This is a genomic window from Bradyrhizobium sp. MI1.4, assembly GCF_055811315.1.
In genome coordinates, this window is the sequence record NZ_JBVVPP010000019.1 from 93,068 (window position 1) to 106,550 (window position 13,483).

General features: G+C 64.3%; 13 protein-coding genes. 8 read left to right on the forward strand and 5 right to left on the reverse strand.

Going from position 1 to position 13,483, the window contains the following annotated elements; genetic code table 11:
- Positions 1-5: 5 nt before the first annotated feature.
- The 4 genes from AC0L23_RS21725 to AC0L23_RS21740 all read right to left on the reverse strand — a co-directional run bounded on the left by AC0L23_RS21725 (position 6) and on the right by AC0L23_RS21740 (position 4,357).
- On the reverse strand, positions 6-1,877 hold the full coding sequence (locus AC0L23_RS21725) for an AMP-binding protein (protein WP_085350717.1): 1,872 nt from the start codon (positions 1,875-1,877) through the stop codon (positions 6-8).
- 43 nt (positions 1,878-1,920) lie between these two features.
- Positions 1,921-2,727, reverse strand: coding sequence for an enoyl-CoA hydratase/isomerase family protein (locus tag AC0L23_RS21730; protein WP_085361287.1), 807 nt, complete (start codon positions 2,725-2,727; stop codon positions 1,921-1,923).
- A gap of 201 nt (positions 2,728-2,928) precedes the next feature.
- Positions 2,929-3,687 carry an SDR family NAD(P)-dependent oxidoreductase gene (locus AC0L23_RS21735; protein WP_018453286.1) on the reverse strand — a complete coding sequence of 253 codons (759 nt, stop codon included), beginning with the start codon at positions 3,685-3,687 and terminating at the stop codon, positions 2,929-2,931.
- A 67-nt stretch (positions 3,688-3,754) separates the two neighbouring features.
- Positions 3,755-4,357 (reverse strand): TetR family transcriptional regulator, encoded by a 603-nt coding sequence (locus AC0L23_RS21740; RefSeq protein ID WP_018453285.1) that lies wholly within the window; start codon positions 4,355-4,357, stop codon positions 3,755-3,757.
- A 210-nt stretch (positions 4,358-4,567) separates the two neighbouring features.
- Here AC0L23_RS21740 and AC0L23_RS21745 point away from each other — a divergent pair, with 210 nt between their 5' ends.
- On the forward strand, positions 4,568-5,740 hold the full coding sequence (locus AC0L23_RS21745) for an acetyl-CoA C-acetyltransferase (protein ID WP_018453284.1): 1,173 nt from the start codon (positions 4,568-4,570) through the stop codon (positions 5,738-5,740).
- 120 nt (positions 5,741-5,860) lie between these two features.
- On the forward strand, positions 5,861-7,405 hold the full coding sequence (locus tag AC0L23_RS21750) for an acyl-CoA synthetase (protein WP_085385471.1): 1,545 nt from the start codon (positions 5,861-5,863) through the stop codon (positions 7,403-7,405).
- 17 nt (positions 7,406-7,422) lie between these two features.
- Here the strand turns inward: AC0L23_RS21750 and AC0L23_RS21755 are convergent, their stop codons facing one another.
- Positions 7,423-7,965: a methylated-DNA--[protein]-cysteine S-methyltransferase gene (locus tag AC0L23_RS21755; protein WP_085361211.1), complete on the reverse strand. Its 543-nt coding sequence runs from the start codon at positions 7,963-7,965 to the stop codon at positions 7,423-7,425.
- 139 nt (positions 7,966-8,104) lie between these two features.
- Between AC0L23_RS21755 and AC0L23_RS21760 the strand changes: the two genes are divergently transcribed.
- The 6 genes from AC0L23_RS21760 to AC0L23_RS21785 all read left to right on the forward strand — a co-directional run bounded on the left by AC0L23_RS21760 (position 8,105) and on the right by AC0L23_RS21785 (position 13,462).
- On the forward strand, positions 8,105-8,923 hold the full coding sequence (locus AC0L23_RS21760) for an alpha/beta fold hydrolase (protein ID WP_085361210.1): 819 nt from the start codon (positions 8,105-8,107) through the stop codon (positions 8,921-8,923).
- A gap of 2 nt (positions 8,924-8,925) precedes the next feature.
- Positions 8,926-9,738, forward strand: a complete 813-nt coding sequence (locus tag AC0L23_RS21765) for an alpha/beta fold hydrolase (RefSeq protein ID WP_085385472.1) — start codon at positions 8,926-8,928, stop codon at positions 9,736-9,738.
- A 189-nt stretch (positions 9,739-9,927) separates the two neighbouring features.
- The gene (locus AC0L23_RS21770) at positions 9,928-10,605 is read left to right on the forward strand and encodes a GntR family transcriptional regulator (protein ID WP_085350721.1); all 678 of its coding nucleotides are present in this window, start codon (positions 9,928-9,930) and stop codon (positions 10,603-10,605) included.
- Positions 10,606-10,676: 71 nt separating this feature from the next.
- Positions 10,677-11,477, forward strand: coding sequence for a phytanoyl-CoA dioxygenase family protein (locus tag AC0L23_RS21775; protein WP_018453280.1), 801 nt, complete (start codon positions 10,677-10,679; stop codon positions 11,475-11,477).
- Positions 11,478-11,666: 189 nt separating this feature from the next.
- Positions 11,667-12,980 (forward strand): NAD(P)H-dependent oxidoreductase, encoded by a 1,314-nt coding sequence (locus AC0L23_RS21780; protein WP_018453279.1) that lies wholly within the window; start codon positions 11,667-11,669, stop codon positions 12,978-12,980.
- A 182-nt stretch (positions 12,981-13,162) separates the two neighbouring features.
- On the forward strand, positions 13,163-13,462 hold the full coding sequence (locus AC0L23_RS21785; RefSeq protein WP_473357429.1) for a winged helix-turn-helix domain-containing protein: 300 nt from the start codon (positions 13,163-13,165) through the stop codon (positions 13,460-13,462).
- The last annotated feature ends 21 nt before the right edge of the window (positions 13,463-13,483 follow it).

Consider the following 13,483-nt stretch of genomic DNA (forward strand, 5'->3'; position numbering starts at 1 on the left):
GTCGATTACTTGAGAATGATGACGTCCCGATCAGGATTCTCCGCATAAAGGCGCTCCACCAGCCCGGCGCGGCGCTCCAGGCCGGCGCGCTGGTTGATGTAACCCTTGTCGGTGAGCTCGTTACCGTCGATCGATGGCGGTTCCGCCATCAGCATGGCGCGCGCGATGATACGGCTGCTGGCGCCTTCGCACTCCTTGTTGTGAGCCTCCAGCCCGCGCCTGAAGCAAGCGATCACCTCGGGATGCTTCACTGCATCCTCGAAGCTGAGATCGGGATTGCCGACGAGCTGGCGGCAGGCATGCAGGTTCGGCCACGCCAGCAGGCCGATGAAGGCACGATCCTGCCCCGCGACCAGCGCGTCATGCACGACGGGCGTCGCGGCGGCGATCGCATCCGTACGGAGCGAACCGACATGGACGAAGGTGCCGGTGGTCAGCTTGAAATCCTCGACGACGCGCCCGGCAAAGATGATGCCCTTCACCGGATCGGTGTCGTCGACGAAGATTCCGGCGTCGCCGATGCAATAAAAGCCTTCCTCGTCGAACATCTTCTTCGTCAGGTCAGGCTGGCCGAAATAGCCCGGCGTGACGTTGACGCCGCGCAGACGCAGCTCGTATTTCGAGCCGCAGGGCACCATCTTCAACTCGACGCCGGGGAACGGCAGGCCGATCAGGCCGACGCGTTCGGTGTCCCAATAGGTACCGGTCGATGTCGGCGCGGTCTCGGTCGAGCCCCACCCGGTGTAGAACACGATGCGCTCACCGGTGGTCTTCACGGCGAGGGCCTGCATGCGGTCGTAGAGATCATCCGGCAGTCGCGCGCCGCCATAAGCCATGATCGAGAGGTTCTTGAAGAAGGATCGGCACAGCGCGTCGTCCTTTTCCATGGCGGCGGCGAGCGCGGCATAGCCCGCGGGGACGTTGGCGTAATAGGTCGGCGAGATCTCGCGCAGATTGCGCAGCGTCTCATCGAACTGGCCCGGCATCGGCCGGCCGTCATCGATATAGAGCGTGCCGCCATCGACCAGGATCGGATGGAACGCCGCATTGCCGCCCATGGTGTGGTTCCAGGGCATCCAGTCCAGCATGGTCGAGATCGGACCGCCGGGATCGCGCGGCCGTACCTGCATCATCATCGCCGCATTGGCGCACATCATCGCTTGCGTGTTGATGACGGCCTTGGGCATGCCGGTCGAACCTGACGTGAACAGCAGTTTGCCGACGGTCTCAGGCGTGATCTTCGCGATCGACGCTTCGACATCGGCGGTCACGGCTGTCGCCGCGAGCTCGGCGAAGCTGACGCTCTCGATACCCTCGCAGGGCCGCGAGACGTGAACGACGGTGACGCCGGTGAGATCGAGCGCTTTCAGCGCCTTCTCGAAGGTTGGGCCGTCCTGCACCATCACCACGCCGGGCTTGATGAGGTCGAACAGGTATTTCAGCTTGACGTGATCATGGCTCATCAATGAGTAGGCCGGCGAGACCGGCGCGGCAGGGACGCGCGCCTGCATCGCGGCCTGCGTCATCAACGCGTGCTCGATCGAATTGCCGGAGAGGATCGCGACCGGGCGGCCATCGAGCGCGAGATTGAGCAGGCCTTGCGTCAGCGCATCCACGGTGCGCTTGGCTTCGCCATAGGACAATTTGCGCCATTCGCGGTTCGGGCCACCGCGCTGGGCAAGCCAGATCCGCTCTGGCGCTTCCTTCGCCCATTTTGCCAGCGAAGCCGGAATATGCTTCTCGTAGGTCTGCAGCGGGATGCGCGACTTCAGCACCACCGTGCCGTCGTCGCGGCGCTCGACGTCGATGTCGCGCGCAAGCCACTTGACCTTGCGAAAGGTGGGTTTCGTCATCACCGCCGCCGCGCTTCCACTCATAGTGCGTCTCCCGGAATTTCTCGTCCTTTACGGATCTTCATTGTCAGCGCCTGATATAGACAGGCTTTCGCTTCTCAAGGAAGGCCCTGATGCCTTCCGAAAATTCCTCGGAGCGGCTGCACAGGACCTGGTTGCGATCCTCCATCGCGATTACGGCTTCCAGCGATCCGGCATCGACGCTCATGTTGAGACATTCTTTGGACAGGCGTAGGCCCACGGGCGAGGCCGTGATCATCGCGTCGACATAGGGTTCGGCGGCCTCAGCGAGCTTGTCCTCGTCGACGACCTCGGAGACCAGCCCGACCGCGAGTGCGCGTTCGGCCCCGATGAAGCGTCCGGTGAGGATCAGCTCCGATGCCACGGAGACACCGACAAGGCGTGGCAGGAAATAGCTGGTGCCAATGTCGCAGCCGCCAAGGCCGAGCTTGATGAAGGCGCAGTTCATCCGCGCCGATCTCGTCGCGATGCGGATATCGGAGGCGAGCGCGAGTGCAAAGCCGCCGCCGGCGGCCGCGCCCTGTACCAGCGCGAGGATCGGCTGCGGACAGCGCCGCATCAGCATCACGATGTCGGCGATGCGTCGCTGCGAATCCAGCGACTCGGTGACATCAGGCGGCTCCTGCTGCCCGGCACGACGCTGCATTGCAGCCTTGAGGTCGAGGCCCGCACAGAAATTCTTGCCAGCGCCCTTCAGCACCACGACGCGCGTGTCGCGGTTGCGCTGGAGGCCCTGGAAGTAGACATTGAGCGCGTCGATCAGCGCAGGATCGAGCGCGTTGAGGTGTTCCGGACGATTGAGCGTCACGGTATCGACGCCGTCATTGTGCTCGATCAGCAGCAGTTGGGACATGCGCGCGACTTCCTTCATCCGCAACGATGGTGCCGATTACTGCGCCCTCTCCCCTTGTGGGAGAGGGCATGTACGTCACGCGCCGCGCATTCGCTCGGGTGAGGGGTCTGCCTCCACAGGTGAGATCGTGGAGAGAACCCCTCATCCGGCGCGCTCAGGAGCGCGCCACCTTCTCCCACAAGGAGAGAAGGAAAAAGAGCTCTACCGCGGCGCCATGCGGATCGCGCCGTCGAGGCGAATGGTTTCGCCATTGAGCATTGGGTTCTCGACGATGTGCACGGCCAGCGACCCGTATTCATTGGCGTCGCCGAGACGCGCGGGATGCGGCACCTGGGCACCGAGGCTCTTGCGGGCCTCTTCGTTCAAGCCCATCAGCAGCGGCGTCAGAAATAGCCCGGGGGCGATGGTGTTGACGCGGATCTTCTGGCTCGCGAGGTCGCGCGCGGCCGGCAGCGTGAGACCGACGACGCCGCCCTTCGACGCTGCATAGGCGATCTGGCCGATCTGGCCTTCGTAAGCCGCGACCGAAGCAGTGTTGACGATGACGCCGCGCTCTTCACCGACCGGCTCGATCGTGACCAAGCGCTCGGCGAACAGACGCAGGCAGTTGAACGTGCCGATCAAATTGACGTTGATGATGCGCGCGAACTTTTCCAGCGGGTAGACTCCATCGCGGCCGACGATGCGCTGCGAGCCGCCGATGCCGGCGCAGTTCATCAGCACGCGCGCGACGCCGTGCGCGGCTTCCGCATTGGCGATCGCCGCCTTGATCTGCTCCTCGCTGGTGACGTCGGCATGAAGCGCGATGCCCTTCACTTCGGCGGCGACCTTCTCGGCGTTTTCCTTGCTCTGGTCGATCACGCCGATCTTGGCGCCCTTGGCGGCCATGGCGCGGGCGGTCGCGGCACCAAGGCCCGACCCGCCGCCGGTGATGAGAACGGCTACGTCTTTCAACTGCATCGCTTGTACCTTTCCTCGAACCTTTTCCTTGGGCGTTTCTTCTCTAGACTTCTGCGTTCTGGCCGGATCATCCGGCCGCGGCGGCTTCCTCGATATTCGTGAGAATGCCGCCGCAGATCAGCGTTTCCATGTGCTTGATATATTGCCGGCAGACGTCGTCGGTGACCGGGCCGACGCCGGTCGCGCGTGACATCGCGTGCCGGCCGAAGAACAAATGATCGCAGGCGCCGATCAGGCTGGTGTAGAACAGCACGGGATCGGTGGCGCGGAATTCGCCCTGACTGACACCTTCGGCGAGCAGGCGGCGATGGAAATCCAGCAGCGGTGCGACGAAGAATTTCGAGACTTCGTCCGCGGAGCCCGCGACGCTCTCGTGCAGCAGATAGTGAATCAACCGGTTCATGTAGGGAAACCGGTGATAGGCGCGGATGATGCCGCCGATGTGCAGCTTCAGCTTCGCGGTCGGCGTGATCGGCTGCGCCAGCAGATATTCCAGGTTGGACAGTTCCGTTCCTGCGTCGCGCTCGAGCAGCGCCAGCAGCAGGCCGTCCTTGTTGCCGAAGTGATATTTGACCAGCGCGGCGTTGGCGCCGGACTTCTGGGCGATGTCGCTCAGGGAAATCTCGATCGAGGAGCGTTCGATCATCAGCTCGCTCGCGGCCACGAGCAATTTCTCTGCCGTGGAATTCTTTCCGCTGGGGAGCCTGTTCGGTACGCTGGTAGTCACGGAGATCCCGGATTTTGGCGGAAGAGCGGCCGCAGATAAGCCCAAGCAGCGCCTCCCCACAAGAGTTAATTGATCGATTGACTAAACAACCGGTCGCCCCTTAAATCCCGCCCCGACAACCAACCGTTCAAAATAATCCAGGGAGAAACCGACATGGCCGAGGCTTATATCGTCGCCGCTGCGCGTACCGCCGGTGGGCGCAAGGGGGGCCGCCTCGCCGGATGGCATCCGGCCGATCTCGCCGCGAAGGTGCTGGACGAGTTGGTCGACCGCACCAAGGTCGATCCCGCGCTGGTCGAGGATGTGATCATGGGCTGCGTCATGCAGGTCGGCGAGCAGTCCAACAACGTGGCGCGCAACGCCATCATGGCCTCGAAACTGCCGGAGAGCGTGCCGGGCACCTCGATCGACCGCCAATGCGGCTCGTCGCAGCAGGCGCTGCATTTTGCTGCGCAGGCCGTTATGTCGGGCGCGATGGACGTGGTGATCGCCGCCGGCGTGGAATCGATGACGCGCGTGCCGATGGGCCTGTCGTCGCAGCTTCCCGCCAAGAACGGCTTTGGCAATTACAAGAGCCCGGGTATCGAGCAGCGTTATCCCAACATCGTGTTCAGCCAGTTCACCGGCGCCGAGATGATGGCCGAGAAGTACGGCCTCTCCAAGGATGAGCTCGACGAGTACTCCTACAACAGTCATCAGCGCGCGATCGCGGCGACGCAGGCCGGCCGTTTCAAGACGGAGATCGTGCCGCTTGAGATCACCCGCGCCGACGGCTCCAAGGACACCCACCACATCGACGAGGGCATCCGCTTCGACGCCACACTCGACGGCATCAAGGGCGTCAAGCTGATCGCCGAGAATGGCAAGCTCTCCGCGGCCAGCGCCAGCCAGATCTGCGACGGCGCTTCCGGCGTGATGGTGGTGAACGAGCGTGGCCTGAAGCAGCTCGGCGTGAAGCCGCTGGCGCGCGTCCACCACATGACCATGATGGGTGGCGATCCCGTGATCATGCTCGACGCACCGCTGCACGCCACCAAGCGCGCGCTGGAGAAGGCCGGCATGGCGATCGACGACATCGACCTGTTCGAGGTCAACGAGGCCTTTGCCTCGGTGCCGACCGCGTGGCTGAAGACCACCGGCGCCGATTCGGAACGTCTCAATGTCAATGGCGGCGCCATCGCGCTCGGCCATCCGCTCGGCGGCTCCGGCACCAAGCTGATGACGACGCTGGTGCATGCCTTGCATCAGCGCGGCAAACGCTATGGCCTGCAGACCATGTGCGAAGGCGGCGGCATGGCGAATGTGACGATCGTGGAGCGGCTGTAAGCCCTCTCGTGTCCCGGACGCGCTGCAGCGTGAAACGCTGCGGCGCAGAGCCGGGACCCATGCCTCACAATGGACCCCGGATATCCGGGGAACGTTACTCCCAGCCGCGTAAACAGAGACATGACACACCCCTCCATCCACGCCCGCGCCACACCCGACAAGATCGCCTATCAAATGGCCGGGACCGGCAAGGCGATTACCTATCGCGAGCTCGACGAGCTCTCGAACCAGGGCGCGCACCTGTTCCGCTCGCTCGGGCTGAAGGCCGGCGACCACATCGCGCTGCTGATGGAGAACCGCCTCGCCTTTATGGAGATCTGCTGGGCTGCGCAACGCAGCGGGCTCTATTACACCGCGATCAGCCGCTATTTAAAGCAGGACGAGATCGACTACATCATCGCCGATTGCGGCGCCAAGGTCGTGATCACGACACCGAAATGTGCCGACCAGATCAAGACGCTGATCAAGGGTGCGCCCGGCGAGCCGGTCTTCTACATGATGGACGAGCCGCAAGCCGGCTTCCGCTCCTACGACAGGGAAGCCGCCGCACAGCCGACAACGCCGATCGCCGACGAGGTTGCCGGCTATGACATGCTGTATTCGTCGGGCACCACGGGCCGGCCCAAGGGTATCAAGAAGGCTTTCGAGGGCAAGCCGATCGACGAGCCGAACGCGTTTCTGCGCGTGCTCTGCGCCAGCATGTGCGGCATGAACGCCGAGACTATTTATCTCTCACCGGCACCGCTCTATCACGCCGCTCCCTTGCGCTTCAACATGATGGCGGTCCTGCTCGGCGGCACCTCCATCATCATGGAGCACTTTGACGCCGAAGATTTCCTGAAACTGGTCGAAAAGTACAAGGTGACCCAGGCGCAGCTGGTGCCGACCATGTTCGTGCGCATGCTGAGGCTGCCGAACGAGGTCCGTAACCGCTACGAAGTCTCGACATTGAAGGGCGCGATCCACGCCGCCGCCCCCTGCCCGGTCGAGGTCAAGGCCAAGATGATCGAATGGTGGGGGCCGATCCTGATCGAATATTACGCGGGCTCCGAAGGCAACGGCGTCACCGTCTGCAACTCGAAAGAATGGCTGGAGCACCGCGGCAGCGTCGGCCGCGCCGTGGTCGGCAACATCAAGATTCTGGACGAGAACGACGCGGAGCAGCCGACGGGCGAAATCGGCACGGTCTATTTCGCCGACGCGCCGGTTTTCGCCTATCACAACGATCCCGAGAAGACGAAGAAGGCCTATAACGCAAAAGGCTGGTCGACGCTCGGCGACGTCGGCTATCTCGATAGAGATGGCTTTCTCTTTCTCACCGACCGCAAGTCCTACATGATCATCTCGGGCGGCGTGAACATCTACCCGCAGGAGACCGAGGACGTGCTCATCACCCACCCCGAGGTCGCCGACGTCGCCGTGTTCGGTGTGCCGAACGAGGAGATGGGCGAAGAGGTCAAGGCGGTGGTGCAGCCGCACGATCCCAAGCGCGCCGGCAAGGAGCTCGAGGCCGACCTGATCGCCTACTGCAGGAGCCGCCTCTCGACGATCAAATGCCCACGCTCGATCGATTTCGAGGCCGAGCTGCCGCGCACGCCAACCGGCAAGCTGGTGAAGCGGCATTTGCGCGATAAATATTGGCCGAAGACGGCGGCGAAGATCTAGCCCGCGGCGTCATCGCCTCAATCGAACAAGCTCGGCGTGTGGTTCACCAGCGCGCCTTCGATCTCCAGCATCTTCAGCTTCGTCACCACGCCGCCATTCGCGGAGAAGCCGCCGGGCTTGTTGCCGGCCGCCAGCACGCGATGGCAGGGCACGACGATCGGGCACGGGTTGCGGCCGAGCGCCTGGCCCACGTCGCGCGACAGCTCGACACCGCCCAGTTGCTTGGCGATGTCGCCATAGGTGACGGTCTTGCCCGGCGGAATGGTGCGGGCGATGGCGTAGACGCCGCGGTTGAAGTCGGGCACGCCGTCGAGATCGAGCGGGATGTCGGTGAGGGCATCCGGCTCGCCCGCGAGCAGTTTTGTGATGCGGTCGATCGCCTGCTGTACTTCGGCGGTCGGCGCGGCTTCGCTGGCATCGGCATGGCGCTGGCTGATGCGGGTGCGGATCTTCTGCTCACCGCCCATCGGCAGTTGCGTGCCGTTGATGCCGCGCGGACCCCAGGCAATGGCGCAAAGGCCGATCTTGCTGTCGAACAGGGCAAAATGCTGGTCGGTCATAACTTGGTCCTTGGCTTGCGTTCCCCTCGCATGCCCCAATGTGAACTGAGCTCAAATCTAGACTTGGAAATAGTTGCGATCCACCCGGTTTCCGGGAATCTTGCACAGGAGTTCCGCCTTCCCTGTTTGCGAGCCCAGAATGCAAAGCCTCCACGTCAACGGATACGACATGCCCTATCTCGACGTGGGCGAAGACCGAGGGCGGCCGCCGCTGGTCTGCGTGCATGGTTCGCTCAACGACTTTCGTGTCTGGGGCTGCGTGCTCGGTCCGCTGTCCCAGCGGCACCGGCTGATGGCCGTCAGCCTGCGGCACTTCTTCCCCGATCGCTGGGATGGCGTTGGCGACACCTATTCGATCGCCCAGCATGTCGACGACGTCATCGCCTTCATCGAGGAACTCGACCTCGGCCCGGTTGATTTGATGGGCCATTCCCGCGGCGGGCACATCTGCTTCCGCGTGGCGCAGCGGCGGCCGGACCTGCTCCGGCGGCTGGTGCTGGCCGAGCCCGGCGGGGAGCTCGACGCGAGCCTCGATCCAGACTATGCCGGCGGCCCCTCGCCGTTGCTGGCGCGGTTCACGGCCTCGGCCGAGAAGATCGCGGCCGGCGACATCGACGGCGGCCTTGCAGTCTTCGTCGACACGCTGGAAGGGCCCGGCACCTGGCCGCGGCTGCCGGCCCTGGTGAAGCAGAATCTGCGTGACAACGCCTTCACGCTGATCGGCCAGGTCCGCGACAACCGCCCGCCGTTCTCGAAGGCCGACGCGGAGTCCATCAGGATGCCGACGCTGTTCATCCTGGGCGCGCGGACCAAGGGCCTGCTGCCGAAAGTGCTGCATGCGCTCGCGGCGCATGTGCCGTATTCCAGGACGGCGGTCATCCCAAACGCAACGCACCCGATGTTCGAGCAGGCGCCGCAGAAATTCTCCGAACTGGTGCTGGATTTTCTGGCGGGCTGATCATGCAGACACTTCGCGTCAATGGTTACGACATGGCCTATCTCGAAGTGGGCGAGGGGCCGCCGCTGGTCTGCGTGCACGGCACGCTCGGCGATTTCCGCACCTGGTACTCCGTGCTCGGTCCGCTGTCGAAATCGCATCGCGTGATCTCGGTCAGCCTGCGGCATTTCTTTCCCGAACATTGGGATGCCGTCGGCGACGATTACAAGATGGCCCAGCACGTCGCTGACGTGATCGCTTTCATCGAGCAGGTCGAACCCGCGCCGGTCGATCTGATGGGCCATTCGCGCGGCGGCCACATCGCCTTTCGTGTGGCGCAGTCGCGGCCCGATCTGTTGCGAAAGCTGGTGCTGGCAGAACCCGGCGGTGATCTCGATGCGAGCCTGCCGGTGCCTGCGGGCACGCCCGCGCATCCGCCGCTGGCCGCGCGCACGGCGCGCTCGGTCGAGATGATCCGCGCCGGCGACGTCGAGGGGGCGCTGCAGAACTTCTACGAAGGCATCGAAGGCGACGGGTCGTGGCGGCGCGTGCCGGCGGCGGCGAAGCAGCAATTGCGCGATAACGCGATCACCTTCCTCGGCCAGATCAACGAGCAGCGCAGGCCCTACACGCTCGCGGACGCGCAGGCGATCACGACCCCGACCCTCCTGATCGGCGGCGGGGCGACGACGGGGAGCCTGTCGGTGATGTGGCGTGTGCTGGCCGAGCACATCACCGGGGCCAAGACGGCCGTGATCCCCAACGCCGGCCACTGGATGTTCGAGCAGGCACCGCTGCAGTTCGGCGAGGCCGTGAGCGCGTTTCTGGCTGAGTAAGGGCCTCACACCTCTTTTTCTCGAAAACAACCCCATGCACAGTAGCCGGCATTAGCAATATCAATGGCTTAGAGGAGCGCAAGAATGAGGCTAGTCGCCCCCTTGGCCGCGCTTGACGCCCTTCCCCTTCTCGCCGTATCTTCGAATACGGAATTCCGTATTCCCTCTCATGGTCACGGAGCTGCCGGCGTGATCCCTCTCGACCCGCTTCCGAACTTGATCGACCAGGTCTATGCGCGGATCCTGGAGGCGATCTCCGACCGCACGCTGCAGCCCGGCCAGCGCATCCGGCAGAACGAGCTCGCCGACAGGCTCGGCGTGTCGCGCCAGCCGGTGTCGCATGCGCTGCACCTGTTGCACCGGCAGGGACTCGTCGCCGAGAGCGGCCGGCGCGGCTTTGAAGTCACCCAGCTCGATCCCGCACGCATCCGCCAGCTCTACGAGGTGCGCGGCGCGATCGATGCGCTGGCGGCACGGCTTGCCGGCGAACGCGCCGCAAGCGATGCGGTGGGACGCGCGCGGCTGGAGGCGGTGCTCGCCGCCGGGCGCGGGATCGATGGCAAGACCACGCTCGCCGAGCTGATCGCGCTCGACGTCGCGTTTCATCGCGCGATCTATCGGCTCTCCGGCAATCCCGTGATCGAGGAGACGATCACGCCGCAATGGCCGCATATGCGCCGCTCGATGGCGACGGTGCTGTCGGAGCTCGATTACCGCGGCAGCGCCTGGGCCGAGCATGCCGACATCGCCGGACACATTCTCGCGGGCGATGCGAAGGCGGCGGAACGTGCGGCGCTTGCGCACGCGCAGACGGCGGGACGGATGACTGAGGAGAGATTGAGGGCGACGGAAGAGGCGGCGGCGTAGCGACCGCCACTGCCAAGACGTGGATGGCCGGCCAAGACGAGCGACAACAAATCAAAACAGGAGGACGCGCCGTGAAACTGTCCCAGGAGCAATTGGAGTTCTTCCACCACGAGGGCTGGCTGTTCCTGCCCGAACTGTTCAGTCCGGAGGAGGTCGATCTCCTCGCGCGCGAGGCGGTCGGCATCTATGACACGAACCGGCCGGAAGTCTGGCGCGAGAAGAGCGGCGCGCCACGCACCGCCTTTGCCGCGCATCTCTACAACGAGGCGTTCGGCATTCTGGGTGCTCATCCGCGCATGATCGGCCCGGTCGAGCAGCTGTTCGGCGAGCAGGTCTACATGCACCAGTTCAAGATCAACGCGAAATCCGCCTTCACCGGCGATGTCTGGCAATGGCACCAGGATTACGGCACCTGGAAGCGCGACGACGGCATGCCCGAGCCGCGCGCGATGAACATCGCGATCTTCCTGGACGAGGTGATGCCGATCAACGGCCCGCTGATGCTGGTACCGCAGAGCCAGAACGCCGGCGACCTCAAGGCCTCGCATGACCTCGCGACGACCTCCTATCCGCTGTGGACGCTGGACGAGGAGACCGTGACGCGGCTGGTCAAGCAGGGCGGCATCGTTGCGCCGACGGGAAAGCCCGGCGGCATGCTGATGTTCCACGGCAATCTCGTGCACGGCTCGGCCGGCAACATCACGCCCTATCCGCGCAAGATCGTGTACCTGACGCTGAACGCGGTTTCGAATTACATCCGTACCCCGACGCGGCCGGAGTACATCGCGCATCGCGATTTTGCACCGATCAAGACGGTGGAGGACGACGCACTGGTGCGGCTCGCCCGTGCGCCGCGGCAGGCGGCGGAGTAGGACACTCTCGTGCCCCGGACGCAGCGCAGCGCGAAGCGGTGCGCTGCAGAGCCGGGCCCATACCACACGGATAGTTTTCTTTCTGGGTGCCGGCTCTGCGGAGTAGCGCCATAGTGCGTCGAAGACGCGCGTGAACGCGCTTATGGCGCTGCACCGCGTCCGGACCACCATACTTGATCGGGTAACAACATGAACCTCTTCCGCCTCCTCCAGGCCCGCGCTGCCGCCGGCAAGCCCGTCCGTGTGGCGCTGATCGGCGCCGGCAAATTCGGCTCGATGTTCCTGGCGCAGGTGCCGCACACGACGGGGCTGGAGGTACCCATCATCGTCGACATCGATCGCGACCGCGCGCGCGAGGCCTGCCGCACGGTGGGCTGGAGCGCCGAGCGGATCGCCGCCACCGTCTTCACCGATGATGGCGCGCGCGCCATCGCCGGCGGCGCGATGGACGTGGTGGTGGAGGCGACCGGCAATCCCGCCGTCGGCATCAAACACGCCCGCGCGGCGATCGCGGCCGGCAAGCATATCGTGATGGTCAATGTCGAGGCCGACGTGCTTGCCGGTCCGCTGCTCGCCCAGGAAGCCCGCAAGGCCGGCGTGGTCTACTCGCTCGCCTATGGCGACCAGCCGGCGCTGACCGCGGAAATGGTGGATTGGGCGCGCGCCACCGGTTTTCACGTCGTTGCCGCCGGCAAAGGCACAAAATATCTGCCGGCCTATCACGACGTGACGCCCGACAGCGTCTGGCAGCATTACGGGTTGACCGCGGGCGAGGCGCAATCGGCCGGGATGAATCCGCAGATGTTCAACTCCTTCCTCGACGGTACCAAATCGGCGATCGAGATGGCCGCGATTGCGAACGCCTGCGGACTGGACGTGCCTGCGGAGGGCCTGCTGTTTCCACCCTGCGGCGTCGACGACCTGCCGCATATCATGCGGCCGGGCAGCAAGGGCGGCGTGCTGGAGCGATCGGGCGTCGTGGAGGTGGTCTCCTCGCTCGAGCGCGATGGAAGGCCGGTGTTTCGCGATCTGCGCTGGGGCGTCTACGTCGTGCTGGAGGCGCCGAACGACTACGCCGCCGACTGCTTCAGGCAATACGGCCTCAAGACCGACGGCAGCGGACGGTACGCGGCGATGTACAAGCCCTACCATTTGATCGGCCTCGAGCTGAACATCTCGGTGCTGTCGGCCGCGCTGCGGGGCGAGCCGACCGGGCAGCCCCATGGTTTCCGCGGCGACGTCGCCGCCGTGGCAAAACGCAATCTGCGCGCCGGCGAGATGTTGGACGGCGAAGGCGGCTACACGGTGTGGGGCAAGCTGTTGCCGGCGGCCGCGAGCCTCAAGGCCGGCGCGCTGCCTATCGGGCTGGCGCATCGCGTGAGGCTGAAGCACGACGTCGCCCATGGCGAGATCGTGCGCTGGAGCGATGTCGAGTTCGACGCGGGCAACGAGACGATCAGGACGCGGAAGGCCATGGAAGCGGCGTTCATTAGCGCAGAGTAGGCCCTGTACTCATAAAATCGAGATTTATTGGTGCGGACTGAGCGATGTCCGCTGGCCGCCACATGTGCGCGACAGAGGGGCGAACATGCTCTGCTGAGTTCCGCCGCCTTCACCAGTCCATTGATTTCAGTGGCAACCATGGCAAGGTAGCTCGCGCGGCACAACCAGTTGGACGCATGATGATGGTGGGCTCGGTCGTCAATGAAGATCGGCTCGCGAAAGAAAGTTTTTCTTTTGGGCCCTTTGAATTAATCCCGGAGCGGAGACGTCTAGAAAAATCGGGTGTACCACTTCAGTTGGGCGCCCGTAGCTTGGACATCCTTACAGTTCTTGTCGAGCATGCTGGCGAAGTTGTCAGCAAGAAGACTCTGCTAGCTCGGGTTTGGGCCGGCGTCACCGTCGACGAGGGTAGCCTTAGATTTCATAGTCGTCCGTTAAGAAGGCGAATTGAGCGGGGCTGGACCGGCCAGCACGCGGCATAGTCGGACCAGGAACAGGCACAA